We start from the raw sequence: 24,500 nt of genomic DNA on the forward strand, positions 1-24,500 counted from the left end.
CGGCTACCCGCAGGCTCCGCAGCCGACCCACGCCCAGCAGGCGCCGCACGGCCAGCCCCCGGCTCCCGGCGGCTACGGCTACCCCCAGGCTCCCCACGCCGCCCAGGCCCCGCAGCCCCAGCCCTCGGCTCCGGCCGAGGGCTGGGGCTGCGGGGCCTGGGCGGCGTGGGGAGCCTGGGGGTAGCCGTAGCCGCCGGGAGCCGGGGGCTGGTCGTGCGGCGCCTGCTGGGCGTGGGTCGGCTGCGGAGCCTGCGGGTAGCCGTAGGCGCCGGGCGCCTGGGGCTGCGGCTGAGCCTGCGGCGGTACGGGGCCGGGCGCGCCGGGAGTGGCGGGCGGCGGCCATGCGGCGGCGGGCGGCAACGGCGCGGCCTGGGGCTGCGGCTGGGCGCCCGGCTGCGCGGGCCACTGCTGGGCGGGCCCGGGAGCGGCCGGCTGGAACGACGGCGGCAGCGGCGGCAAACCGGCGCCGGCCTGCGGCCCGGTGGCGGGGAAGGGCTGTCCGGGTCCGGGAGCCGGAGCGGCACCGGGGAACGGACCCGGAGCGGCGTCGGGACCGAAGCCCTGCGGTGCGGCCGCGGCCGGCGGGTAGGGGACGGGCGCCATCGGCTCCGTCAGTGCTTCGGGAGCGGCTGGGACGGCGTCGGGAAGCGCCGCGTCGCCGGGGGCGTCCGCGGGCACGGCGTCGGTGACGGGTGCGGAGTCCGCGTCGGAGTCCGCCCCGGCGCCCTCCGGGCTCGGGCTCGCGCTCGCCGCGGCATCGGCGGCCCGGCCGGACGCGGCCTCGTCGTGGGCTTCCGGCACTTCGGGTGATCGGGGTGCTTCGGGAGCCTCGGATGCGTCGGGTGCCTCGGCGGAGAGGGCGTCCTCCGTGCCGGACTCCGTCCCGTCCGGCGCCTCGACGTCGCCCGCTTCGGCCTCGGCCGACGTGCTGTCGTCGGCGGTCGTGGCCGGTTCCTCGGGCTCGGCCCCGGGCGTTGTCGAAGTAGCGGGGGCTGCCGCGGCGGCCTCCGCCGAACGCTCCGCGATCTCGCGCTGGAGCGCGGCGGGGGAGAAGCGCATGGTCGAGCCGCTCTCGACGTCCCCGCCCCCGAACGGCGCCGAGGGCGCGGGGACCGAGGCACCCGGCAGCGGGGCGGGCGGCGGGAAGGCACCCGGCACCGGGGCGTCGGGAGCCGCGACCGCAGGAGGCGTGACCACGGGAGGCGTGACAACCGGGGGAGTGGCGACCGGAGGCGTCACGGCGGGAGGCGCGACAGCCGGAGGCCCGGCCGCCGGAGGCGTCGCGACCGGAGGCATCCCCACCGGAGGCACGTGCCCGGCAGCCGGAGGAGTACCCGTCGCAGGTCCACCCGCCACCGGCGTGCCTGCCGCAGGCGTGCCCCCGGCAGGCGTACCCGCCGCCGGAGTCCCCGCGTTCCAGCTCGGCTCGAAGCCACTGCCCGCCGGGAGGCCCGGGACCGGGACCGGCGCTCCGCTCGGTGGCGGGGGAGTGGCACCGCCGGCCCCCGCACCGCCCGACGCGTTCTGCGTGTACCAGGCCGGCGGGGTGTAGTCGATGGTGAACTCACCCGTCATCTCGGCGGGATCCGCGTCGGACTGATCGTCGGCGGGCGGACTCCAACCCCCGTGGATCTCGTCGCGATCGCCGTTCACTTTGCCTCCTGGTGTGGTCGAGCACCCTTGTGCCGTTGTGGGCGGGGCTCTTCCACCCTAATCGGCGCGGGCAACCCCCGGGCAGGCCCGACGGCCCCTCCGCGCCTGTCCCCGTGACCCGGTCCGGTCACCAAGTGACCTGACCGCGTCGCAGAGTGAGAACCCCCACCGTTCAAAACGATGCAAAAACGGACGTACTTGAACGGCTTCATGCCGGTCGGTCCCGTTCAGTCCATCCTGCGCGCGGCGCCCAACAATCCGGTCTCGGCATCGGTGCCCTGCGTCATGACGAACTGGCGGTCGCCCGGCGTGCACCAGAGCGTCACTCCGTCCGCGAGCGTGGAGAGCGCCTCGTACTCGTGGCGCGGCAGGCCCATGATGCGGCCGATCTGCGTGGCCTCGTCGGGGGAGACCCGCTGGACGCCGACCAGCGAGGACTTCTCCAGGAGCCGGGGCGCGACCGGGCTCAGATAGGGCAGCAGCGTCACCACCGACTGCCAGGGCGCCGACACGACGCGGCCGCGCGGCGGCCGCATGCCGCAGTCGCGGATCACGACCACGGGACTGCCCGCGGACGCGCCCTGCGGCGGCACCCGCCCCACGTCGTGCAGCGCGATGCACGGCTGGCCGCCGCCGGCGGCCTGCGCGAGCGCCGTCCAGGCCTGCGCGCGGCCGGTCTCGACCGCCACCCGGGCGCCCGTCGCGGCGGCCCGGAGGGCCAGCACCTGGGCGGTCCACAGACCGCCGATGAGCGTGATGTCGTACGGGACGGGCCGGTTGATGCCGAGCACGGCGGGCCGGCTCTCGGCGTCGACGCCTATCACCATGCCGTCGTCGCCCACGGGCAGCGCCAGCGCCTCGAGTTGGTCGAGGGGGACGGAGTGCCGGTCGCGGCGCGGCCCGACGAGCCCGAAGCCGAAGCGGGGCTTCGTGCCCCGGCCCGTACCCCGGGAGCCGGCGTCCCGGCCGGCGGCCCGGCCGGTGCCACCGGCGCCCGGACGGACCGGCGTACCGAAGGAGGGAGAAGAGGCGGCATGGGACATCAGCGCGCACCCCCCAGCGGAAGCGTCGCGAGGATGCCGGGCACCTGTTCACGGTCGAGTCGCACGAGTCCCGTCCTCACCCCGCGCGCGGCGCGCTCCAGTTCGTGCCGCGCGGCCACCAGTTCCTCGTCGCTGCGCCCGGTGATCCGTACGTGGCCGGTCACCGTCACCTCCTGCCGGTCCCCGCCGCTCAGCGTCAGGCTGAACGTCGTCGCGAGCGCGGGCAGCGAGGTCAGCAGGGCCACCAGCTGCGGCATCGAGGCCCCCGAGCCGCCCTGCCCGCCCAGCTGGGGCCAGCGCCCCACCCAGTACGTCGTGTGCCGCCGGTCGTCCACCCGCCAGGTCCGCGCGGTCTCCTGGGTCCGGCGTCCCTGCGCCTGCCCCCGGCCCGCCTGCGCTATCGCCATCGGGCTGGCGCAGGTCGAGGTGGCCAGCGCCGAGACGAGTTCCTGCTCCGTCAGCACGCTCGCCGCGAACCCGGCGCCCGCGAGCCGGCTCGCCAGCTGGTCCGCCGCCCGCACCACGCACTTCTGCGCGCCCTTGAGGCCGCCGCCGCGCGCGGCGACCGCCTCCGGGCAGAGCTCGGGGTCGAGTTTGAGCGCGATCCAGGTGATCCGCACGGCGGGCGAACCCGTCTGCGCCTGGAGCGGCCCGTAGTTGCGCGCGGCCATCGACTGCGCGGGCAGGTGCGGCGCGGGAGCGGGCTGCGTGTGCTGCACGATCTGTGCCGACTCCAGGCGGATGCCGTCCACGCTCAGGACGTCCCGGACGAGCCCGACGGGCAGCGGCGCGGCCGCGCGGTCCGGGCGCAGCGCTGTGCCGTCCGCCTCGACCCGCAGGACCGCGGTCAGGAAGGTGCCGTCGCCGACCATGCCGACCGGCCGCCGGTCACGATCGCTGTACGCGTAGGTCCGCAGGGCCGGGTCGCACTCCACGACCGGCGCGAGCCCCGGCTCGGTGCCCTCGGGCACCGTGAACGAGGACGCCTTGCGGGTACGCGTCCGCAGCGCGAGGAACGTTCCGAGCCACTCGGGAAGCGAGCGGCGGTGCCGGCGGACGACCGCCATCAGCACGAGCACGACGGCGACCACGCCCGCGGGGACCATCAGCACCGGCTCGACGACCCAGGCGACGAGCATCAGAGCGGCCGCCACCTCGATCAGTACGAGCTGTTGCAACTGGAACGAACCGAAGTGTCCCGGGCGCGCCTGGAGCTTCGGCGAGACCGAGGAAACAGGCCCCGTGGACGGGGGTGCGGAGGCGGTGGCCGCGGCGGGCCGCGTCCGCGTCGCGGAAACCATGATGGAGAATCCCCCTCAATTCATCCCGATCACCCTGGCCCGCCAGGGCTTTGGCGGCCGGATCACCCTACCCGCCCCACGAACCCCACGGGACAGCAGGCATAGTAGGGGGCCGGTCCGACAGCCGGGGCCCGGGTGTCACCTCCCCCGGCTCCCGCGCGAAGATCGCGCCTGACGAGAATGGGGACTCATGGCATCGCGGCGGGACGAGCTCAACGCGTACACCTTTGCGAAGAAGCGCACGGTGGCGGCATTCCTCCAACCCTCGCCCTCCGGCACGGAGGAGGGGGCACCGAAGCCGCTGCGCGCGATCCTTCCCGGGTTGATCGTGGCCGCGCTCGTGACGGCCGGTTTCGGCGCCTGGGGCATGTTCAGCCCGCAGGCCCCGAAGGGTTGGGACACCCCCGGCACCCGGGTCATCGTCGGCAAGCAGTCGACGTCCCGGTACGTGGTCCTGGAGACCGGCAAGGGCAAGGACGCGAAGAAGCTCCTCCACCCGGTGCTCAACCTCGCCTCCGCGCGGCTCCTCCTCGACCCCGAGCAGTTCCAGGTCGTCCAGGTCGCCGACAAGACGCTCGACCAGGGCAAGGGCACGCCCCCGCGCGGCCCGATCCTCGGCATCCCGTACGCCCCCGACCGGCTTCCCAGCGCCGAAGAGGCCGGGAAGCCCAAGCGCTGGGCGGTCTGCGAACAGCCCGGCGGCGGTGCGGGCGCCAGCGTCCAGAAGGCGACCTTCATCTTCGCCGAGCGGGACGAGAAGCTCACGCAGGACGGCAACCAGCTGAAGGACGGGCAGATCCTGTACGTCAAGGGGCAGACGGGCGCGGCCCAGTTCCTCGTCGACCACACCGGCACCAAGTACCCGGTGAAGGCCGAGACCACCGGACTGCTCACCGCGCTCGTCGGCCTCGGCAAGGAGCCGCAGCCGGTCACCGACGACTGGCTCGCCACGCTGAAGACCGGCGACACGATCGACTTCCCGCGTATCGAGGGCGGCGACGTCGGCCGGCCCACCGAGATCCCCGGCGCCACCCTGTCCGAGACCGAGAGCCGGATCGGCAACGTCCTCCTCGCGCCGACCGGCTCCGGGCCCCAGCACTACGTCGTACTCGCCGGCAAGGTGCAGCCGGTCACGCCGTTCACCGCCTGGCTGCTCATCAACTCCCCGCAGACCAGCTCCCTCGACATGGACGGCCGGGCCACCCCTGCCAACGCCTCCGACTTCGTCCCGGACCCGACCGTCTTCCACGGCGGCGTGAACTGGCCGAAGGCGAAGTCCGCCCAGGTCAACTCCGTCACCGGCGCGGAGGCCCGCGACACCGTCTGCAGCGTCCTCACCGGCGTCGGCGAGCAGGGCCAGACGACCCTCACGACCTGGGCCGGCACCCAGTACCCCGCCGACATCACCGCGGGCGGCAGCAGCACCTACGTCACCCCCGGCACCGGCCTGCTCTACACCCAGATCCAGGGCAAGCAGAAGACGCCCGGCGGCTCGCTGTTCCTCGTCACCGACACGGGCCTGAGGTACGCGGTCCAGGCCAACGGCGACAGCGATTCCGCCCGTTCCGAGATCGGCACCGGGGCCAAGGAGAAGCCGACCGACGGACGCCCGGAACCCAGCGACGCCCAGAAGCGTCTCGGCTACGACAAGGTCGTGCCGGCCCGGGTCCCCATCGAATGGTCGGAGTTCCTTTCGAAGGGCCCCCGGCTCGACGCCAACAGCGCGCGTCAGCCGCAGGGTTCCTAGGGGGTGGCACCGGTGACGAAGAACCACCGCACGACGCCCCGCGGGGCGTCCCGCACGCCGTCCCGTACGGCCGCGCTGCTGGCCGCCGGCACCCTCACCGCCCTCCTCGCGGCACCCGGCGCGGCCTCGGCCGCCCCGGCCGCCGCGGAGCACGGCCACGGCCCGGGCCGCGTTCCCGGCCCCGTCCTCGACGGCAGCGGCGAGTGCACCTTCCCCATGAAGAAGCAGATCGCGGACACCCCCTGGCCGCTCCAGCGGGTCCTCCTCGACGAGCTGTGGCAGGACACCAAGGGCAAGGGCGTCAGGGTCGCGGTCATCGACACGGGCGTCGACGACGTCAACCCGCAGCTGCGGACCGCCGTCGACGCCAAGGCGGGCAAGGACTACCTCAAGCCCGACAAGGAGAACCCCGGCTTCGGCGACGAGCAGCGCGGCAAGACCGACGGCACCGTCGACCAGGTCGGTCACGGCACCAAGGTCGCCGGAATCATCGCCGCCCGCCCCCGTGAGGGCACCGGGTTCGTCGGGCTCGCGCCCGAGGCGACGATCATCCCGATCCGGCAGAACGACGAGAAGAACAGCGGCAAGTCGGACACGATGGCGGAGGCCATCAAGTGGGCCGTCGCCAAGGGCGCCGACGTCATCAACATCTCGCAGGACACCACCCAGTCGCTCAGCCCGGACTCGCCCATGGGCAAGGCGGTGGCCGAGGCGATCAAGCGGGACGTCGTCGTCGTCGCCTCCGCCGGCAACGACGGCATGGACGGCACCTCCAAGAAGACCTACCCGGCCGCCTTCCCCGGTGTCCTCGCGGTCGCCTCCTCCGACCGGAACAACGAGCGCGCGGCGTTCTCCCAGGCAGGCCCCATGGTGGGGGTCGCCGCCCCCGGCGTCGACATCGTCTCCACGGTCCCCGGCGGCGGCCAGTGCGTCGACAACGGCACCAGCTTCTCCGCGCCGTACGTCGCCGGTGTCGCCGCCCTGCTCCGCGCGAAGCACGACGACTGGAGCGCGGCCCAGATCGTCGCCCGGATCGAGCAGACCGCCGTCCGCTCGATCAACGGACGCGACGACTACGTCGGTTGGGGCGTGGTCGACCCGGTGCGGGCGCTCGCCGACACGCCTGGGACGCCGCCCACGGCGCCCACGCCCGACCCTCGCCCGCCCAAGCCGCCGGCTCCCGAGCCGGCGCGTCTGGCGCTGTCGGAGACGCCTCAGGAGCGCTCCGAACGGCTCGCCACCTACACGTTGGGGATCGGTGTCGTCCTGGTGGCCGTGGTCGCCGGGACCGCCATCGTGATCCGCGACAGCCGACGGCGAAGGGGGGCCCGTTGACCGGCGTATCGGTCAAGTATCCCGACCCTCCTTTGCAGTTGGAACTGCCGCCGTCAATGGCTAAAGTGACCGCTGGGCGTACGGCAGTGCGATCCCAGCACGGGGGCGGCATCAGAAGATTCCCGTCCGCATCACGACCGGATGGCCCGACGGCCCAGCCGTCGACGTCACCGAAGGAAGAAGGGGCAAGATGTCGAAAGACCTGAACGTAACCAGTGCCGAACAAGTCAAGCTCGCCGGCCGGATCCAGGACTTCTCCGACGAGCTCCAGTCCCGCATCACCTCGCTCAACAGCGTGGTGGACCGCGTCCAGGCGGGCTGGCAGGGCGCTGCGAGCAAGGAGTACGACCGGGTCCAGAACGACCTGAACCAGCGCCTGCGCAGCATGCGCCAGGAGCTCTCCAACCTCGAAGAGATGATGCGCATGAGCGCCGACGGGTTCTCGCGCGAGGAGGAGGACCGTCTGCGGTCCTTCCGTTCGATGGACACCAGCGGCGGCGGTTCCGGCGGCAACTCCAGCGCCATCCTCGGCGTCTGAGCCACTCGACCAGTCCACCGGGCCACTCTCACTCCAGGAGTCATCATCATGACCACTGCGGTCAATTACGACACCGTGACGCAGGCGGCGGCCGACACCCGCCTGACCTCCACCACCCTCACCCAGAAGCTCGACGACCTCATGGCCGAGGTCAACCGCGTCGCCAACAACTGGGAGGGTGAGGCCAAGATCGCGTACCGCGAGACCCAGGACCGCCTGACCCGCGACATGGCGGGCATGAACCAGGACCTGGCGCGCATCGCCCAGCTCCTCGACGAGTCGGTCGTCGGCTACCAGGACACCGACCGGGGCAACGCCGCCCGGTTCCGCATGTGAGATCCGGCGAGCACGCGTGTCCGCGTGTCACCGCAGGCACGCAAGTCCGCGTGTCACCGCGGGCACGTGTGCCCGCGGGTCACCGTGACCACGTAGGCCCGCGCGTCACCGCAGGTCGAACTCGCCGTCCCTGGCCCCGAGGACGAACGCGTCCCACTCGGCCTTCGTGTACCGCAGCACCGTGTCCTTGTCGAGGGACGAACGCATCGCCACCGCCCCCTCGGGGAGCCGGGCGATCTCCACACGCTCCTCGTCCGGGCTCGTCCCGGGAGCGCCCTGCCACTCGACGCCGGAGATGTCGAGCGCGTACAGCTCGTCCTTCTGGCGCTGCTTCTCGGCGGCCAGAGCCGCGTCGGCGGCGCTGTCGGCGCTGGTCGTGCTCGTGTCTGCGTCGGTCATCGGCGCGTTCCCTTCGCGGTGGTACGGCGGTCCCTCCCACAGTAGTGGGACCGCCGTACCCGGTCGGCGGGAATCGCCCCGCCCGTCCGGCCCGCTCCGTCAGTGCTGTTCCGGCAGCCAGCCCAGCTGCACCAGCGGCGCGCCCCGCTTCCGCGACACGAACGTGCCCCGGCCCGGAGGCATCGGCCGCGCCCGGACGTTGCCGAGGATGTCGCCCTCCTGCGGGTCGCCGGAGAGGATCACGCCCTGGGCGCCCAGCTCCTTCACGCGCTGCATGAACGGCTCGTACATCGCCCGGGAGGCGCCACCGGCGCTGCGCGCCACGATGAACCGGATACCGACGTCCCGCGCGAACGGCAGGTTCTCCACCAGAAGCGCCAGCGGATTCCCCGAGTTGGTGGCCACCAGCTCGAAGTCGTCGACCAGGACGTACAGTTGCGGACCCGTCCACCAGCTGCGGTCGCGCAGCTGCTGCGGTGTGATGTCGGGCTTGGGCGCCCGCTTCGTCATCACCGTGTTGATCGCCTCCATGTGCATCTGCATGGCGGAGGCCATCGGCGCGTACTCCAGGAGGTGCGAGGGCGCGACCGCCTCCAGCATCGTCCGCCGGTAGTCGCCCACCACGATCCGCGCCTGCTCCGGCGTGTACCGCTCGCACAGCTGCTTGGCGATGAGACGCAGCAGCGCCGTCTTGCCGGACTCGCTCTCGCCGAAGATCAGGAAGAACGGGTCCGACTCGAAGTCGACGAACACCGGCTCCAGGTTCGTCTCGTCGATGCCGATCGCGATGCCGTGCTGCGGGTACTCGAAGCCCTTCGGCAGCCGCTCCGCCGGCAGCTTGCGCGGCAGCAGCCGCACCGCGGGGGCCGGAGCGCCGGTCCAGGACGCCTGCACCGACCGTACGAACGCCGCCGTGCCGTCCGACAGGTCGGCGGCCGAGCTCGATCCGTCGATCCGCGGCAGCGCGCCCATGAAGTGCAGCTTCTCGGGCACCTGGCCGCGGCCCGGCACGCCGGCCGGCACGTTCGCCGCGACCTTGCGGTCGAACTCGGAGTCCATGACGTCGCCGAGCCGCAGTTCGAGCCGGCCCAGCATCTGGTCCTTCAGCGCCGCGCGCACCTCCATGTACCGGGATGCGGTGATCACCACATGGATGCCGTAGCCGAGACCGCGCGCGGCGATGTCGGAGACGATCGGCTCCAGCACGTCGTAGTCGTTGCGGAAACCGCCCCAGCCGTCCACGACCAGGAAGACGTCGCCCCAGGCCTCGCCGGGCAGTTCGCCCGCGGCCCGCTTGCGCCGGTAGGTGGCGATCGAGTCGATGGCGTGCGAGCGGAAGAACTCCTCGCGCCGGTTCAGGACGCCCATCACCTCGGCGACCGTACGCCGCACCCGCTCCGGGTCCAGCCGGGACGCGACCCCGCCGACGTGCGGCAGATCGGCGAGCGACACCATGCCGCCACCACCGAAGTCCAGGCAGTAGAACTGCACTTCGGCCGGAGTGTGGGTGAGCGCGAACGAGGAGATCAGCGTGCGCATCATCGTCGACTTGCCGGACTGCGGACCGCCGACCACCATCATGTGGCCCGCCGCGCCCGAGAAGTCCCGGTACAGCACCTCGCGCCGCTGCTCGAACGGCTTGTCGATGAGGCCGAGCGGCACCGTGAGCCCGCCCTGACGCGTGTACTCGGTCGCCGTGAGCCCCCGGTCCGCGGTCTGCGCGAGACCCGGGAGCAGCTGGTCGAGCGAGGGCGCCTGGTCGAGCGGCGGCAGCCACACCTGGTGCGCGGGCACGCCCTGGCCCTCCAGACGGCGCACGATCACGTCGAGGACGGTGTCCGCGAGCGCCTCGTCCTCCTCCGCCCGCTGCTGCGCGAGGTACGCCGGGTCCGGCGCCGCGTACACGACGGGCACCGGAGCCGCCGTGAACAGCGCGGGACGCCGCTCCACCGGCATGTGCCCGATCTCCAGACGCGGCCCGCCCGTCCGGTACGTGCCCGAGACGTACGCCGCCTTGAAGCGGGTCATCTCGTCCGTACCGAACTTCAGATAGCCCGAACCCGGCACCGAGGGCAGGTGGTACGCGTCCGGCACACCGATCGCCGTCCGCGACTCCGCCGCCGAGAAGGTCCGCAGACCGATCCGGTACGAGAGGTACGTGTCCAGGCCGCGCAGCTTGCCCTCCTCCAGGCGCTGCGAGGCGAGCAGCAGATGCACACCCAGGGAGCGGCCGATGCGGCCGATCTGGATGAACATGTCGATGAAGTCGGGCTTGGCGGTGAGGAGTTCGGAGAACTCGTCGATCACGAGGACCAGCGAGGCCAGCGGTTCCAGCGGGGCACCCGCCGCGCGCGCCTTCTCGTAGTCGTGGATGTTGGCGTAGTTGCCTGCCGACCGCAGCAGCTCCTGACGCCGCTGCAGCTCACCGCGGATCGCGTCGCCCATGCGGTCGACGAGCGTCAGGTCGTCCGACAGGTTGGTGATGACCGCCGCCACGTGCGGCATCTGCGACATGCCCGCGAAGGTCGCGCCGCCCTTGAAGTCCGCGAGGACGAAGTTCAGCGTCTCCGAGGAGTGCGTCACCGCGAGGCCCAGGACCAGCGTCCGCAGCAGCTCCGACTTTCCGGAACCCGTGGCGCCCACGCACAGACCGTGCGGGCCCATGCCCTCCTGCGCGGCCTCCTTGAGGTCGAGCATGACCGGCTGGCCGTCCTCGCCGACACCGATCGGCACCCGGAGGCGCTCGGCCACCGAACGGGGCCGCCAGGTCCGCGCCACGTCCACCGAGGCCGCGTCGCCCAGGTTCAGCAGGTCCGTGAAGTCCAGATTGGCGAGCAGCGGCTCGTCGTCGTCCCCGCCGCCCATCTTCAGCGGGGCCAGCTGACGGGCCAGCGCCTCCGCCGCGGGCGGCGAAATGCCGTCCGGCAGACCCTCGTAGGCGAAACCGCCACCCGACTCCAGCCGCAGCCGGCCCGGCCGTACGACCACGGACAGACCACCGCGCGGCTCGTCGAGGTCGCCGGAGACGACCTCCACGATCGTCACGCCCTGGAGACCCTCGGCCGCCGCGAGCAGCGAGTCCGGCGGCACCATTCCGCCGTCGAGGACCACGACCACGTGCGGCTGGTCGAGCACCGGCTGGTTCTCCCGGGAGAACCGCGGCCGGCCGTCCAGCTTCGAGCGGACCAACTGCTCCAGCTCACCGAGGTCGTCGCCGAACAGACGCTTCGTGCCCGCCCCGTCGACCTGCCCCGGCACCTGCGTGTGCGGCAGCCACTTCGTCCAGTCCCAGCGCTCCTGCGCCGGACGCGCCGCGACCACCGCGAGCATCAGGTCCTCGGGGGAGTGCAGGGTCACCAGCTGCGCCACCAGGGCACGCGCCGCCGCCTGCGCCGACTCCGGCTCACCGGACACCGTCACGTGGTAGAACGCCCGCATCGAGACCGCCATCGGCAGCCCGTCCAGGGTGCCGTGCACCGCCAGGAACTGCTGCATCGCACCCGCACACAGCGGCTCCAGCTCGTCCACCGGAGCCGTGTCCGGCGCCACGAGAGGCGTCGCCAACTGCTGCGCCCCGAGCCCTATCCGCGCCTGCCCGAAGTCGTGGTCGCCGACCCGGCGCTCCCACACCCGCGAGCCCTCGGCCACGACCGACCACAACTGCTCGGGGGCGGGGTGCAGATACAGCTGCGCGTCCCGCTGCTTGTGGGCCGTGCGCCGGACCGTACGCCGGGTCTGCGCGAGGTATTTGAGGTAGTCACGGCGGACATCTGACATTTGCCCCTGCGTACCGCGACGGAATCTCACGAACTGGGCGACGGCCATCGCGACCGTCGAGGCAAGCATCAGCGTGCCCATGATCCGCATGATCGGCGACGGCGTCATGAAGAAGAACACCACCGAAGAACCCATGCCGAGCATCGGCAGGAGCTGCATCAACGCCGACTCCTGCTGTCCCCGCGGGAGTTCCGGCGGAGACTCCAGGACCAGTTCCCCACCGGGCACTTCCGGCGGAAGAGACCTCGGCGGGCGTTTGACGACGATCTGGCTCACCGGCGCATCAATCCCTCGTTGGAGGCGGGCTCGTGGCGGGAGCATCCACCCGGCACCCCTGTCGGCAGCCGGGCACACGGACTTCCCCCATGGGACGGCGATCCTACTTGCAGCCCTCACCCGCCGTCCCCGGTAGGGTGGCGCGCGCATCGTGCGCAACCGCGAATCAGGGGGTCCAGACACGTGAGTACGACCGCAGCGACCGGTTTCTGCCGCGTCACCGTCGTGGCGCCGGACAGCCGCATCGACGTCGCGCTCCCCGAGGACATCGCCGTCGCCGACGTCTACCCGGAGATCCTGCGCCTCACCGGACAGACGCAGGCCGCCGGTACGCCCACGGGCTACCACCTGGTCCGCCGGGACGGCTCCGTCCTCGACGGGGCCCGCACCCTCGCGGCCCAGCAGGTCCTCGACGGCGAGGTGCTCTCCCTGCGCCCGTTCGCCCAGTCCCTGCCGCCGGCCGTCTACGACGACGTGTCCGACGCCGTCGCCTCCGCCGTCACCCGTGACCGGCACCTGTGGAGCGACGAGCTGCTGCGCGGCGCCGGACTCCTCGGCGGCGTGCTGCTCCTCGTCCTGATGGGCTTCGTGCTCTGGTTCGCCGACCCGATCCGGCACGACATGCACAGCCTGCCCGGGATCATCGCGGGCGCCGCCGGATTCCTCCTCACCGCGTTCGCCGGAGTACGCGCCCGCGTGTACGGCGACCGGGCCACCGCCGTCGCCCTCGGCCTGGGCGCGCTGCCGCTGCTGCTCATCGCCGGCTCCGGCATCGTCGGTCCCGACGCCGGCCAGGGCCCGGGCCGGCTCCAGTTCCTGCTCGGCTGCGTCACCGTCCTGGTCGCCTCGGTGGCGCTCGTCGCGCTCACCCCCAGTGGCGACGCGCCCTTCGTCGCCGCCACCTTCCTCGCCACCGTCGGCACCCTCGCGACCTTCGTCGCGATCCTCACCGAGTCGACCGCCACCGAGACGGCCGCCGCCTGCGCCCCCGTCGCCATCGGCCTCGTCGCCTTCCTGCCCGGCCTCTCCGCCCGTTTCGCCCGGCTCCCCATCGGCTACGCCGCCCCCCGCAGCGCCGCCGACGACGAGTTCCACGGCGACCCGCAGCAGCCGGCCGGCGACGACCTCCAGCCCGTCGACGGCGAGCGCATCGCGCTCCAGGCCCGCCGCGGCCACGAGATGCTCCTCGGCCTGGTCGGCGGCTGCGCCGCGGTCGTCGTCGGCTCCGCGGCCGTCCTCGGCTTCGCCGGAAACATCTGGGGCCAGCTCCTCGCCCTCGCCGCCGGCCTGGCGATGCTGCTGCGCGCCCGCCTCTTCCGCTACACCTCGCAGGTCGTCTGCGTCCTGGTCGCCGGCATCGCCGCCATCGCGCTGCTCGTCCTCGGCCTCTCCCTCAACCCGCCGGCGGACCTGGTCAAGGACCTCCTCATGTACGGCGACCGGGGCGGCCTCGACATCCGTACGATCTGGCTCACCGCGTCCGTGGCCGCCGGAGCCGCGCTGATCACCGCGATCGGCCTGATCATCCCGAGGAAGGGCCTCTCCCCGTTCTGGGGCCGTCTCCTCGACCTGGCGGAGGGCTTCGTCCTGCTCTCCCTCGTCCCGCTCTGCCTCGCGGTCCTCGACGTCTTCTCCACGGTCCGGTCCTTGACCAGCAAGTAGGGGTCTGCTCCGGGGGCGCTCCGGCGAGCTGGTACGCTGTGTGACGGCCGTTTGTGTACGCGCTCCCGGAATCCTCTGGAAGCTGCGCCCATCGGACCTTCGCCCGTCGAGTCACGGAAGCTTCCCCTGAGATCAAGACCAGGGGCACTCGCGGGCGCACGAACACCTAAGAGGAGATCCGCGTGGCTCTCGACGCCGCTGTCAAGAAGCAGATCATGGCCGAGTTCGGCACCAAGGAGGGCGACACCGGCTCCCCCGAGGTCCAGGTCGCGATGCTGTCCCGTCGCATCTCGGACCTGACCGAGCACCTCAAGCAGCACAAGCACGACCACCACTCCCGTCGTGGTCTGCTGATCCTGGTCGGCCAGCGCCGCCGCCTGCTGCAGTACCTGGCCAAGAAGGACATCGCGCGCTTCCGTGCGCTCGTCGACCGGCTCGGCATCCGCCGTGGTGCGGCCGGCGGCGCCAAGTAAGTCGCCGTTGAGGGAGCGGTTCCCCCTTTCAGGGGGCCCGCTCCCTTTGCTGTACGTGCACAAAGTGCGCATCGGCCCGTAGGCTGGTCGCACAACCCCCATAACGACGAGCGAGGAGCCGCCGGCTCGCCGCCGGTCCTCGGTAGTGGCCCCCGGAACGAATCCCCGGGTGCTTCGATCGAAGACCGGCCAGCACCCGAGGCGTGCTTCTCCGCCCTCGTCGCACACCGTCCCCGGCCACACGGGCCCCGGACGCAAAGACGAACACGTAGGAGAAACCGCTAGTGGAGAACGAGACCCACTACGCCGAGGCCGTCATCGACAACGGCGCCTTCGGTACCCGCACCATCCGCTTCGAGACCGGCCGCCTCGCCAAGCAGGCCGCCGGTTCCGCCGTCGCCTACCTCGACGACGACACCATGGTCCTCTCCGCGACGACCGCCTCGAAGCGCCCCAAGGACCAGCTCGACTTCTTCCCCCTCACGGTGGACGTCGAGGAGCGGCAGTACGCGGCCGGCAAGATCCCCGGCTCCTTCTTCCGCCGGGAGGGCCGCCCCTCCGAGGACGCCGTCCTCACCTGCCGTCTGATCGATCGGCCGCTGCGCCCCTCCTTCAAGAAGGGCCTGCGCAACGAGATCCAGATCGTCGAGACGATCATGGCGCTCAACCCCGACCACCTGTACGACGTGGTCGCGATCAACGCCGCCTCCGCCTCCACGATCCTGGCGGGCCTGCCCTTCTCCGGCCCCATCGGCGCCACCCGCGTCGCCCTGATCAAGGGCCAGTGGGTCGCGTTCCCGACGCACACCGAGCTCGAGGACGCCGTCTTCGACATGGTCGTCGCCGGTCGCGTCCTGGAGGACGGCGACGTCGCGATCATGATGGTCGAGGCCGAGGCCACCGAGAAGACCATCGCCCTCGTCAAGGGCGGCGCCGAGGCGCCGACCGAGGAGGTCGTCGCCGCCGGTCTCGAGGCCGCGAAGCCGTTCATCAAGGTCCTCTGCAAGGCCCAGTCGGACCTCGCCGCCAAGGCCGCCAAGCCCACCGGCGAGTTCCCGGTCTTCCTGGACTACCAGGACGACGTCCTGGAGGCGCTCTCCGCCGCCGTCAAGGGTGACCTCGCCAAGGCGCTCACCATCGCCGGCAAGCAGGAGCGCGAGACCGAGCTCGACCGCATCAAGGAGCTCGCCGCCGAGAAGCTCCTCCCGGCCTTCGAAGGCCGCGAGAAGGAGATCTCGGGCGCCTACCGCGCGCTGACCAAGAAGCTGGTCCGCGAGCGGATCATCAAGGACAAGGTCCGCATCGACGGCCGCGGCATCACGGACATCCGTACGCTCGCCGCCGAGGTCGAGGCCATCCCGCGCGTGCACGGCTCGGCGCTGTTCGAGCGTGGCGAGACCCAGATCCTGGGCGTCACCACCCTCAACATGCTCCGCATGGAGCAGCAGCTGGACACCCTCTCCCCGGTGACCCGCAAGCGCTACATGCACAACTACAACTTCCCGCCGTACTCCGTCGGTGAGACCGGCCGCGTGGGCTCGCCCAAGCGCCGCGAGATCGGCCACGGCGCCCTCGCCGAGCGCGCCCTCGTGCCGGTGCTGCCGTCCCGCGAGGAGTTCCCCTACGCGATCCGTCAGGTGTCCGAGGCCCTCGGCTCCAACGGCTCGACGTCGATGGGCTCGGTCTGCGCCTCCACCATGTCGCTGCTGAACGCCGGTGTGCCGCTGAAGGCCCCCGTCGCCGGCATCGCCATGGGTCTGATCTCCGAGGAGATCGACGGCCAGACGCACTACGTCGCCCTCACCGACATCCTCGGTGCGGAGGACGCCTTCGGCGACATGGACTTCAAGGTCGCCGGCACCAAGGAGTTCGTCACCGCCCTCCAGCTCGACACCAAGCTGGACGGCATCCCGGCCTCCGTCCTGGCCGCGGCCCTCAAGCAGGCCCGCGACGCCCGCCTCCACATCCTCGACGTGATGATGGAAGCGATCGACACGCCGGACGAGATGTCCCCGAACGCCCCGCGGATCATCACCGTCAAGATCCCGGTGGACAAGATCGGTGAGGTCATCGGCCCCAAGGGCAAGATGATCAACCAGATCCAGGAGGACACCGGCGCCGAGATCACGATCGAGGACGACGGCACCATCTACATCGGTGCCGCCGACGGCCCGGCCGCCGAGGCCGCCCGCGCCACGATCAACGGCATCGCCAACCCGACCATGCCGGAGGTCGGCGAGCGCTACCTGGGTACGGTCGTCAAGACCACCACCTTCGGTGCCTTCGTCTCCCTGCTCCCGGGCAAGGACGGCCTGCTGCACATCTCGCAGATCCGCAAGCTCGCCGGTGGCAAGCGCGTGGAGAACGTCGAGGACGTGCTCGCGATCGGCTCCAAGGTCCAGGTCGAGATCGCCGAGATCGACCAGCGCGGCAAGCTGTCCCTGATCCCCGTGATCGCGGACGAGGACGGCGCCGCCGACGACAAGGGCGACACCGACCAGTGACGTCCCGTAGTTCCCGCGCGACGGCCCGCCCCTCCTCGGAGGGGCGGGCCGTCGCCCGTACCCAAACGCTTCTCCCGGGCAAGGACGGCATCGGCACGGTCCGCCGCACGACCCTCCCCGGCGGCCTCCGGATCGTCACCGAGACGCTTCCCTCCGTGCGCTCCGCCACCTTCGGCATCTGGGCGCACGTCGGATCCCGCGACGAGACCCCGGCGCTCAACGGCGCCACCCACTACCTGGAGCACCTCCTCTTCAAGGGCACCCACAAGCGGTCCGCCCTCGACATCTCCGCCGCGATCGACGCGGTCGGCGGCGAGATGAACGCCTTCACGGCGAAGGAGTACACCTGCTACTACGCCCGGGTCCTCGACACCGACCTGCCGCTGGCGATCGACGTCGTCTGCGACATGCTCACGGGCTCGCTCATCCTCGACGAGGACGTGGACGCCGAGCGCGGTGTCATCCTCGAAGAGATCGCGATGACCGAGGACGACCCCGGTGACGTCGTGCACGAGCTCTTCGCGCAGACCATGTTCGGCGACACCCCGCTGGGCCGCCCGGTCCTCGGCACCGTCGACACGGTCAACGCGCTCAGCCGCGGCCAGATCGCCCGCTTCTACAAGAAGCACTACGACCCGACCCACCTGGTCGTGGCAGCCGCGGGCAACGTCGACCACGCCACGGTGGTACGCCAGGTCCGCCGCGCCTTCGAGAAGGCCGGCGCCCTCACCCGTACCGACGCCGTCCCCGTCGCCCCGCGCGACGGCCTGCGCACCCTGCGCGCGGCGGGCCGCGTCGAGCTCCTGAACCGCAAGACCGAGCAGGCCCACGTGGTCCTCGGCATGCCGGGTCTGGCCCGCACCGACGAGCGCCGCTGGGCCCTCGGCGTACTGAACACCGCCCTCGGCGGCGGCATGTCCTCCCGCCTCTTCCAGGAGGTCCGCGAGAAGCGCGGTCTGGCCTACAGCGTGTACTCGTACACCTCGGGCTTCGCCGACTGCGGCCTCTTCGGGGTGTACGCGGGCTGCCGCCCGGGCCAGGTCCACGACGTCCTGAAGATCTGCCGCGACGAGCTCCACAAGGTCGCCTCCGACGGCCTCACGGACGACGAGATCGCCCGCGCCGTCGGTCAGCTCTCCGGTTCGACCGTGCTCGGCCTCGAGGACACCGGCGCGCTGATGAACCGCATCGGCAAGAGCGAACTGTGCTGGGGCACCCAGATGTCGGTCGACGACATGCTGGACCGGATCGCGGCCGTCACCCCGGACGAGGTCCGGGAGGTCGCACGCGATGTACTGGACCAGCGGCCCTCGCTCTCGGTGATCGGCCCGCTGAAGGACAAGCAGGCGGACCGCCTCCACCAAGCGGTCTCCTGACCCACAAGTCCCCTAAGGAAGAGCAATGAGCAAGCTGCGCGTGGCGGTCCTCGGTGCACAGGGCCGTATCGGCTCCGAGGCCGTGAGGGCCGTCGAGGCCGCCGAGGACATGGAACTGGTCGCGGCCCTCGGCCGCGGCGACAAGCTGGAGCGCCTCGTCGAGGCGGACGCCCAGGTCGTCGTCGAGCTGACCACTCCGGCCTCGGTCATGGAGAACCTCGACTTCTGCGTGCGCCACGGCATGCACGCGGTCGTCGGCACCACCGGCTGGACCGAGGAGCGCCTCGCGCAGCTGCGGACCTGGCTCGCCGCCTCCCCGGAGACCGGCGTCCTCATCGCTCCGAACTTCTCCATCGGCGCGGTCCTCACCATGAAGTTCGCCCAGCTCGCGGCCCCGTACTTCGAGTCCGTCGAGGTGGTCGAGCTGCATCACCCGCACAAGGTGGACGCCCCCTCCGGCACCGCCACCCGGACGGCCCAGCTGATCGCCGCCGCCCGTGCCGAGGCCGGTCTCGGTGCCCAGCCGGACTCCACCGCGACCGCCCTGGACGGGGCGCGCGGCGCCGACGTCGACGGCGTCCGCGTCCACTCCGTACGCCTGTCGGGCCTCCTGGCCCACCAGGAGGTGCTGCTCGGCGGCGAGGGCGAGACCCTGACGGTCCGCCACGACTCGCTGCACCACTCCAGCTTCATGCCGGGCATCCTTCTGGGCGCCCGCCGCGTCCCCAGAACTCCGGGCCTCACCTTCGGCCTGGAGCACTTCCTGGACCTGGGCTGACGGCCATGGGCGGAAAGATCACGTACGTCTTCCTCTCCACCGTGCTCGTGCTCGTCTTCGGCGTGGTGGCGATGGAGGGCGTCCTGCTGCTCCTCACGGGCGAGCCGGCCGCCATGGGCATGGGCGCGGTGGCGTTCCTGCTGCCGGCGGTCGGCGGCTGGTTCCTCTGGAAGAACACCCGGTTCGCCCGCCAGGCCGGCCGCCTCGCCACCGAACTGGAGGCGGAGGGCGGCCTGCCCGTCGACGAGCTGAAGCGCACCGAGGGCGGTCGGATCGACCGCGACTCGGCCGACGAGGTCTTCGCCCGGCGCAAGGCCGAGACGGAGGACGCTCCGGACGACTGGCGCTGCTGGTTCCGGCTCGCGGTCGCCTATCACGACGCCCGCGACACCCCCCGGGCCCGTAAGGCGATGCAGCGGGCCATCGCCCTCCACGAGGGGCGTCCGGTCAGCGCGTAGCGGCCGGGGTCACGCCGTACTCCGCGTTCCAGGCCTCGACCGTGTCGGCCGCCCGGTCGAAGGCCTCGACGCGGGAGAGGAAGTCGGCGTTGTGGTCGGTGAGCAGCATCAGCTGCTCACCACCGTGCCGGCCGAGCACCAGGGCCTGGCCCTGGACCGTACGGGGCAGTCCCAGCCAGCGCACCGGCTGCTGCACGGTGCGTACGGAGGTCACCTTCGCCCACGGCACGGTGACGGTCGAGAAGAAGGCCACGCGGCGGATCCCGGCGCGGCTCACCCAGGTACCCATGCGCAGCATCCGCAGGGCGGCCAGGATGACGAGTACGGCGGTGGTCAGGGTGGCGGCCCCACCGCTGAATCCTCCGGCCGCGGTGATGATCACCGCGGCGAGGAGTACGAACGAGGCCAGCAGCAGCGCGAGCGCCGCCGCCCCGACCCGCCAGGACCCCGGCCGGTACGGACGGCGCCACTGGTCGTGGTCGTCGAACGGCAGGGCGACGTGGTCGGTCGTGTCAAAAGCACGGTCGGCCGTCAGAAAGGGCAGGGGCACGACAGGTCCTCACTCACAAGCACGCTCGAAGGGGCAGTGCCCGGTGAGGCTACCTCAGCGGTTGTCGGAGGCTTCGGACTGCTGCTGACGAGTGGCGGAGTCGCCCGCCTCAAGGGCAGGCATCCCGAAGACCAACGAGCCCACGAGGCCGGCCACGACGGTCAGCCCCAGCAGGGCGCGGCCCACGATCTGCGAGGCGCCGAGGCGCTCCCGGGGTGGTGGAGTGACGTTACTGCGGAAGTGGTCGGCCTCCGCGACGAACGCGAACGGTACGGCCTCTTTCATGGGGCACCTCCCGGCGGCAGCTGGGGGAGGAACATCAGAGCCACTCTCCTCGGGTTGTCGTCATGTGTCACAGGTAGAGACGACAGAACCAGCGCTTTGGTGCCCTATTTCACCAAAGCAGCCGAATCTCATCCTCCGGTAGGACGTCGTTAGAGTGGGCGACTGCAACAGCCGATTGGAAGGACCGCTGGTGACCGACAGCCCCACCGAGAACGTGAAGATCGACTTCCGGAGCGACGTCACCGTCGAGCTGGTCAAGAGCGCGGCGGCCGACTCCGACGTCCTCTGGGCAGCCCGGGTCTCCACGGCGGGCGAGCAGTCCCTCGAAGAGCTCCAGAAGGACCCGGAGCGCTCGAAGGGCCTCATCAACTACCTGATGCGGGACCGCCACGGCAGCCCCTTCGAGCACAACTCGATGACCTTCTTCATCAGCGCCCCGATCTTCGTGTTCCGCGAGTTCATGCGACACCGCGTGGGCTGGTCGTACAACGAGGAATCGGGCCGCTACAGGGAGCTCCAGCCGGTCTTCTACGTCCCGGACGCCTCCCGCAAGCTCGTCCAGGAGGGCCGCCCCGGCAAGTATGTCTTCGTCGACGGCACCCAGGAGCAGCACGACCTGGTCAGCCGCACGATGGAGGACTCGTACCGTCAGGCGTACGCCACCTACCAGGAGATGCTCGCCGCCGGCGTCGCCCGCGAGGTCGCCCGCTCGGTCCTCCCCGTCGGTCTCTTCTCCTCGATGTACGCCACGTGCAACGCACGCTCTCTGATGCACTTCCTCGGTCTGCGCACCCAGCACGAGCTGGCCGCGGTCCCGTCCTTCCCGCAGCGGGAGATCGAGATGGTCGGCGAGAAGATGGAGGAGCACTGGGCCCGGCTGATGCCGCTGACTCATGGAGCCTTCAACAAGAACGGCCGTGTGGCCCCATAGGGCACAGATGTCCGAACCACCCGAGCGAAGTGTCCGTATTGCGACGTTTCACGAAGTTCATCTAGGCTGATCAAACGGACCCGGCGCTGCCTGAACCCCCGAGCAGGCAGCGCCGGGCTCCCTTTCTCCTGTCCCCCAGGGGGACACCCGGCGCTGAGCAGCGAGTAGCGTGTTACCCATGGCTCCGATCTCCACTCCGCAGACCCCCTTCGGGCGGGTCCTCACCGCCATGGTCACGCCCTTCACGGCGGACGGCGCACTCGACCTCGACGGTGCCCAGCGACTCGCCACCCATCTGGTGGACGCAGGCAACGACGGCCTCGTCGTCAACGGCACCACCGGCGAGTCCCCCACCACCAGCGACGCGGAGAAATCGGAGCTGGTACGAGCCGTACTGGAGGCGGTCGGCGACCGCGCCCACGTCGTGGCCGGCATCGGCACCAACGACACCCACCACTCCATCGAGCTCGCCCGCACCGCCGAGCGCGACGGCGCGCACGGCCTGCTCGCCGTCACGCCGTACTACAACAAGCCCCCGCAGGAGGGCCTGTACCGGCACTTCTCGGCCATCGCCGACGCCACCGAGCTCCCGGTGATGCTCTACGACATCCCCGGCCGCAGCGGCGTCCCGATCGACACCGAGACCCTCGTCCGGCTCGCCGAGCACCCGCGCATCGTCGCCAACAAGGACGCCAAGGGAGACCTCGGCCGCGCCAGCTGGGCCATCGCCCGCTCCGGTCTCGCCTGGTACTCCGGCGACGACATGCTCAACCTGCCCCTGCTCTCCGTCGGCGCCTGCGGCTTCGTCTCCGTCGTGGGCCACGTCGTCACCCCGGAGCTCCGCGCCCTGCTCGACGCCCACCTCGGCGGCGAGATCCAGAAGGCCACCGAGATCCACCAGAAGCTGCTCCCGGTCTACACCGGGATGTTCCGCACCCAGGGCGTCATGACCACCAAGGCCGCCCTCGCCCTCCAGGGCCTCCCGGCCGGCCCCCTGCGGCTGCCCCTCGTCGAGCTGTCCGCAGCGGAGACCGAGCAGCTCAAGATCGACCTGGCTGCCGGCGGGGTAGAGCTCTGACAACGGACTTCACAACTGAACACTGACAACAGCAAGTGCACGAATGTCATGCGCGCCACGTGCCAAGGGGTACGTGGCGTGCGTGGTGAGGAGAGTCTTTTGAGTCATCCGCATCCTGAACTCGGTGCCCCGCCGAAGCTGCCGAAGGGCGCCCTGCGCGTCATCCCGCTCGGCGGGCTCGGTGAAATCGGCCGGAACATGACGGTTTTCGAATTCGACGGCCGTCTGCTCATCGTCGACTGCGGCGTCCTCTTCCCCGAAGAGGAGCAGCCCGGTGTCGACCTGATCCTCCCGGACTTCACCATCATCCGGGACCGCCTCGACGACATCGAAGGCATCGTGCTCACGCACGGCCACGAGGACCACATCGGTGCCGTCCCCTACCTGCTCCGGCTGAAGCCGGACATCCCGCTGATCGGCTCCAAGCTGACCCTCGCCCTGATCGAGGCCAAGCTCCAGGAGCACCGCATCCGCCCCTACACCCTTGAGGTGAAGGAGGGCGACCGGGAGATCCTGGGTTCGTTCGACTGCGAGTTCATCGCGGTCAACCACTCCATCCCGGACGCGCTCGCGGTCGCGATCCGCACCCCCGCGGGCATGGCCGTCGCCACCGGCGACTTCAAGATGGACCAGCTCCCGCTGGACGGCCGCCTCACCGACCTCCACGCGTTCGCGCGTCTGAGCGAGGAGGGCATCGACCTCCTCCTCTCGGACTCCACGAACGCCGAGGTCCCGGGCTTCGTCCCGCCGGAGAAGGACATCTCCAACGTCCTGCGCACCGTCTTCGCGAACGCCCAGAAGCGCATCATCGTGGCCAGCTTCGCCAGCCACGTGCACCGCATCCAGCAGATCCTCGACGCCGCCCACGAGTACGGCCGCCGGGTCGCCTTCGTCGGCCGCTCGATGGTCCGCAACATGGGCATCGCCCGCGACCTGGGCTACCTCCGGGTCCCGGCCGGCCTCGTCGTGGACGTGAAGACCCTCGACGACCTGCCGGACGACGAGGTCGTGCTGGTCTGCACGGGTTCCCAGGGCGAGCCGATGGCGGCCCTGTCCCGCATGGCCAACCGCGACCACCAGATCCGGATCGTCCCCGGCGACACCGTGATCCTGGCGTCGTCCCTGATCCCGGGCAACGAGAACGCGGTCTACCGCGTGATCAACGGCCTGACCCGCTGGGGCGCGAACGTCGTCCACAAGGGCAACGCCAAGGTCCACGTCTCGGGCCACGCCTCGGCCGGCGAGCTGCTGTACTTCTACAACATCTGCCGCCCGAAGAACCTCATGCCGGTCCACGGCGAATGGCGCCACCTGCGCGCCAACGCCGAGCTCGGCGCGATGACGGGCATCCCCAAGGACCACATCGTCATCGCCGAGGACGGCGTCGTCGTCGACCTGGTCGACGGCCGCGCCCGGATCACCGGCAAGGTCCAGGCGGGTTACGTGTACGTCGACGGCCTCTCGGTCGGCGACGTCACCGAGACCTCCCTCAAGGACCGCCGGATCCTCGGCGAGGAGGGCATCATCTCGGTCTTCGTCGTGGTCGACTCCTCGACGGGCAAGATCGTGGGCGGCCCGCACGTCCACGCCCGTGGCTCGGGCATCGACGACTCCGCGTTCGACGCGGTGCTCCCGAAGATCGACCAGGCCCTGAACAAGTCGTTCCAGGACGGCGTCGTGGAACCCCACCAGCTCCAGCAGCTGATCCGCCGCAGCGTCGGCAAGTGGGTCTCCGACACCTACCGTCGACGCCCGATGATCCTCCCGGTCGTCGTAGAGGTCTGACAGGTCTGACGGCCTGACCAGCGCAGCACCGGAGCGGGGCCCCTCGATTTGCATCGGGGCGCCCCGCTCCAGTACGTTTACGGCTCCGCCAGAACGGGAAGCCCCGGCGCCGACGTGCGCCCGAACGCTTCACCGGGAGGCGGAAAAACCGACTCAGATCTTCTGATAAAGTCGGAACCGCCGAAAGGCCCCCGGAGTGAAAACAAAAGGGACCG

The 24,500-nt window shown here is 71.2% G+C and carries 20 protein-coding genes and 1 pseudogene; 13 read left to right on the forward strand and 8 right to left on the reverse strand.

Going from position 1 to position 24,500, the window contains the following annotated elements:
* Positions 1-78: 78 nt before the first annotated feature.
* The 4 genes and pseudogenes from AOK00_RS39085 to eccE all read right to left on the reverse strand — a co-directional run bounded on the left by AOK00_RS39085 (position 79) and on the right by eccE (position 3,997).
* On the reverse strand, positions 79-1,197 hold the full coding sequence (locus AOK00_RS39085; RefSeq protein ID WP_159041773.1) for a hypothetical protein: 1,119 nt from the start codon (positions 1,195-1,197) through the stop codon (positions 79-81).
* Between the two features lie 330 nt (positions 1,198-1,527).
* Positions 1,528-1,653 (reverse strand): annotated as a pseudogene (locus tag AOK00_RS41590) (SCO5717 family growth-regulating ATPase); the annotation flags it as partial.
* Positions 1,654-1,880: 227 nt separating this feature from the next.
* Complete coding sequence (locus AOK00_RS15845; protein WP_055600957.1) at positions 1,881-2,696, reverse strand: hypothetical protein; 816 nt, start codon at positions 2,694-2,696, stop codon at positions 1,881-1,883.
* Positions 2,696-3,997 (reverse strand): type VII secretion protein EccE, encoded by a 1,302-nt coding sequence (gene eccE, locus AOK00_RS15850; RefSeq protein ID WP_055600958.1) that lies wholly within the window; start codon positions 3,995-3,997, stop codon positions 2,696-2,698. The genes AOK00_RS15845 and eccE overlap by 1 nt, the downstream gene beginning before the upstream one ends.
* A 190-nt stretch (positions 3,998-4,187) precedes the next feature.
* Between eccE and eccB the strand changes: the two genes are divergently transcribed.
* From eccB to AOK00_RS15870, 4 genes are all read left to right on the forward strand, one after another.
* Positions 4,188-5,744 carry a type VII secretion protein EccB gene (gene eccB / locus AOK00_RS15855; RefSeq protein ID WP_055600959.1) on the forward strand — a complete coding sequence of 519 codons (1,557 nt, stop codon included), beginning with the start codon at positions 4,188-4,190 and terminating at the stop codon, positions 5,742-5,744.
* Between the two features lie 216 nt (positions 5,745-5,960).
* On the forward strand, positions 5,961-7,079 hold the full coding sequence (gene mycP / locus AOK00_RS15860) for a type VII secretion-associated serine protease mycosin (protein WP_437441416.1): 1,119 nt from the start codon (positions 5,961-5,963) through the stop codon (positions 7,077-7,079).
* A gap of 190 nt (positions 7,080-7,269) precedes the next feature.
* Positions 7,270-7,617 carry a WXG100 family type VII secretion target gene (locus AOK00_RS15865; protein ID WP_055600961.1) on the forward strand — a complete coding sequence of 116 codons (348 nt, stop codon included), beginning with the start codon at positions 7,270-7,272 and terminating at the stop codon, positions 7,615-7,617.
* A 48-nt stretch (positions 7,618-7,665) separates the two neighbouring features.
* The gene (locus AOK00_RS15870) at positions 7,666-7,953 is read left to right on the forward strand and encodes a WXG100 family type VII secretion target (protein WP_030322450.1); all 288 of its coding nucleotides are present in this window, start codon (positions 7,666-7,668) and stop codon (positions 7,951-7,953) included.
* Between the two features lie 105 nt (positions 7,954-8,058).
* On the opposite strand, the gene AOK00_RS15875 is transcribed toward AOK00_RS15870, so the two are convergent.
* Positions 8,059-8,352, reverse strand: a complete 294-nt coding sequence (locus AOK00_RS15875; RefSeq protein WP_063886610.1) for a DUF397 domain-containing protein — start codon at positions 8,350-8,352, stop codon at positions 8,059-8,061.
* A 99-nt stretch (positions 8,353-8,451) separates the two neighbouring features.
* A complete protein-coding gene (gene eccCa / locus AOK00_RS15880) occupies positions 8,452-12,405 on the reverse strand; it encodes a type VII secretion protein EccCa (protein ID WP_055600962.1) in 3,954 nt (1,317 codons plus the stop codon).
* A 183-nt stretch (positions 12,406-12,588) separates the two neighbouring features.
* Between eccCa and eccD the strand changes: the two genes are divergently transcribed.
* The 6 genes from eccD (at position 12,589) to AOK00_RS15910 (ending at position 19,656) form a co-directional block, all read left to right on the forward strand.
* Entirely contained in the window at positions 12,589-14,067 is a 1,479-nt protein-coding gene (gene eccD, locus AOK00_RS15885; protein WP_055600963.1) for a type VII secretion integral membrane protein EccD, read from the forward strand.
* A 182-nt stretch (positions 14,068-14,249) separates the two neighbouring features.
* Positions 14,250-14,540, forward strand: a complete 291-nt coding sequence (rpsO, locus tag AOK00_RS15890) for a 30S ribosomal protein S15 (protein ID WP_055600964.1) — start codon at positions 14,250-14,252, stop codon at positions 14,538-14,540.
* Positions 14,541-14,824: 284 nt separating this feature from the next.
* Positions 14,825-17,044 carry a polyribonucleotide nucleotidyltransferase gene (locus AOK00_RS15895; RefSeq protein WP_055600965.1) on the forward strand — a complete coding sequence of 740 codons (2,220 nt, stop codon included), beginning with the start codon at positions 14,825-14,827 and terminating at the stop codon, positions 17,042-17,044.
* A complete protein-coding gene (locus AOK00_RS15900) occupies positions 17,041-18,420 on the forward strand; it encodes a M16 family metallopeptidase (RefSeq protein WP_055600966.1) in 1,380 nt (459 codons plus the stop codon). Before AOK00_RS15895 ends, AOK00_RS15900 begins: the two co-directional genes overlap by 4 nt.
* A 25-nt stretch (positions 18,421-18,445) precedes the next feature.
* Positions 18,446-19,198 carry a 4-hydroxy-tetrahydrodipicolinate reductase gene (dapB, locus tag AOK00_RS15905; protein ID WP_055600967.1) on the forward strand — a complete coding sequence of 251 codons (753 nt, stop codon included), beginning with the start codon at positions 18,446-18,448 and terminating at the stop codon, positions 19,196-19,198.
* Between the two features lie 5 nt (positions 19,199-19,203).
* Positions 19,204-19,656: a hypothetical protein gene (locus tag AOK00_RS15910; RefSeq protein WP_055600968.1), complete on the forward strand. Its 453-nt coding sequence runs from the start codon at positions 19,204-19,206 to the stop codon at positions 19,654-19,656.
* Here the strand turns inward: AOK00_RS15910 and AOK00_RS15915 are convergent.
* Together AOK00_RS15915 and AOK00_RS15920 are read right to left on the reverse strand one after the other, a co-directional pair.
* A complete protein-coding gene (locus AOK00_RS15915; RefSeq protein WP_055600969.1) occupies positions 19,646-20,206 on the reverse strand; it encodes a PH domain-containing protein in 561 nt (186 codons plus the stop codon). The two genes, AOK00_RS15910 and AOK00_RS15915, sit on opposite strands and share 11 nt — an antisense overlap.
* 54 nt (positions 20,207-20,260) lie before the next feature.
* A complete protein-coding gene (locus AOK00_RS15920; protein WP_055600970.1) occupies positions 20,261-20,491 on the reverse strand; it encodes a hypothetical protein in 231 nt (76 codons plus the stop codon).
* Between the two features lie 190 nt (positions 20,492-20,681).
* Between AOK00_RS15920 and thyX the strand changes: the two genes are divergently transcribed.
* From thyX to AOK00_RS15935, 3 genes are all read left to right on the forward strand, one after another.
* On the forward strand, positions 20,682-21,422 hold the full coding sequence (gene thyX, locus AOK00_RS15925; protein ID WP_055600971.1) for an FAD-dependent thymidylate synthase: 741 nt from the start codon (positions 20,682-20,684) through the stop codon (positions 21,420-21,422).
* Positions 21,423-21,600: 178 nt separating this feature from the next.
* Complete coding sequence (gene dapA, locus AOK00_RS15930; RefSeq protein ID WP_055600972.1) at positions 21,601-22,500, forward strand: 4-hydroxy-tetrahydrodipicolinate synthase; 900 nt, start codon at positions 21,601-21,603, stop codon at positions 22,498-22,500.
* Positions 22,501-22,599: 99 nt separating this feature from the next.
* On the forward strand, positions 22,600-24,285 hold the full coding sequence (locus AOK00_RS15935) for a ribonuclease J (protein WP_030322473.1): 1,686 nt from the start codon (positions 22,600-22,602) through the stop codon (positions 24,283-24,285).
* Positions 24,286-24,500: the final 215 nt, after the last annotated feature.

The sequence above is a fragment of the Streptomyces aureus genome (genome assembly GCF_001418135.1).
In the GTDB taxonomy this organism is placed as follows: domain Bacteria; phylum Actinomycetota; class Actinomycetes; order Streptomycetales; family Streptomycetaceae; genus Streptomyces; species Streptomyces aureus_A.

What these genes read in the sequence shown, in the direction of transcription:
- AOK00_RS15920 (WP_055600970.1), bottom strand. Translation starts at nt 20,491, where the DNA reads ATGAAAGAGGCCGTACCGTTCGCGTTCGTCGCGGAGGCCGACCACTTC.
- eccE (WP_055600958.1), bottom strand. Translation starts at nt 3,997, where the DNA reads ATGGTTTCCGCGACGCGGACGCGGCCCGCCGCGGCCACCGCCTCCGCA.
- AOK00_RS15875 (WP_063886610.1), bottom strand. Translation starts at nt 8,352, where the DNA reads ATGACCGACGCAGACACGAGCACGACCAGCGCCGACAGCGCCGCCGAC.
- AOK00_RS15865 (WP_055600961.1), top strand. Translation starts at nt 7,270, where the DNA reads ATGTCGAAAGACCTGAACGTAACCAGTGCCGAACAAGTCAAGCTCGCC.
- mycP (WP_437441416.1), top strand. Translation starts at nt 5,961, where the DNA reads ATGAAGAAGCAGATCGCGGACACCCCCTGGCCGCTCCAGCGGGTCCTC.
- dapA (WP_055600972.1), top strand. Translation starts at nt 21,601, where the DNA reads ATGGCTCCGATCTCCACTCCGCAGACCCCCTTCGGGCGGGTCCTCACC.
- dapB (WP_055600967.1), top strand. Translation starts at nt 18,446, where the DNA reads ATGAGCAAGCTGCGCGTGGCGGTCCTCGGTGCACAGGGCCGTATCGGC.
- AOK00_RS15845 (WP_055600957.1), bottom strand. Translation starts at nt 2,696, where the DNA reads ATGTCCCATGCCGCCTCTTCTCCCTCCTTCGGTACGCCGGTCCGTCCG.
- eccB (WP_055600959.1), top strand. Translation starts at nt 4,188, where the DNA reads ATGGCATCGCGGCGGGACGAGCTCAACGCGTACACCTTTGCGAAGAAG.
- AOK00_RS15870 (WP_030322450.1), top strand. Translation starts at nt 7,666, where the DNA reads ATGACCACTGCGGTCAATTACGACACCGTGACGCAGGCGGCGGCCGAC.
- AOK00_RS15910 (WP_055600968.1), top strand. Translation starts at nt 19,204, where the DNA reads ATGGGCGGAAAGATCACGTACGTCTTCCTCTCCACCGTGCTCGTGCTC.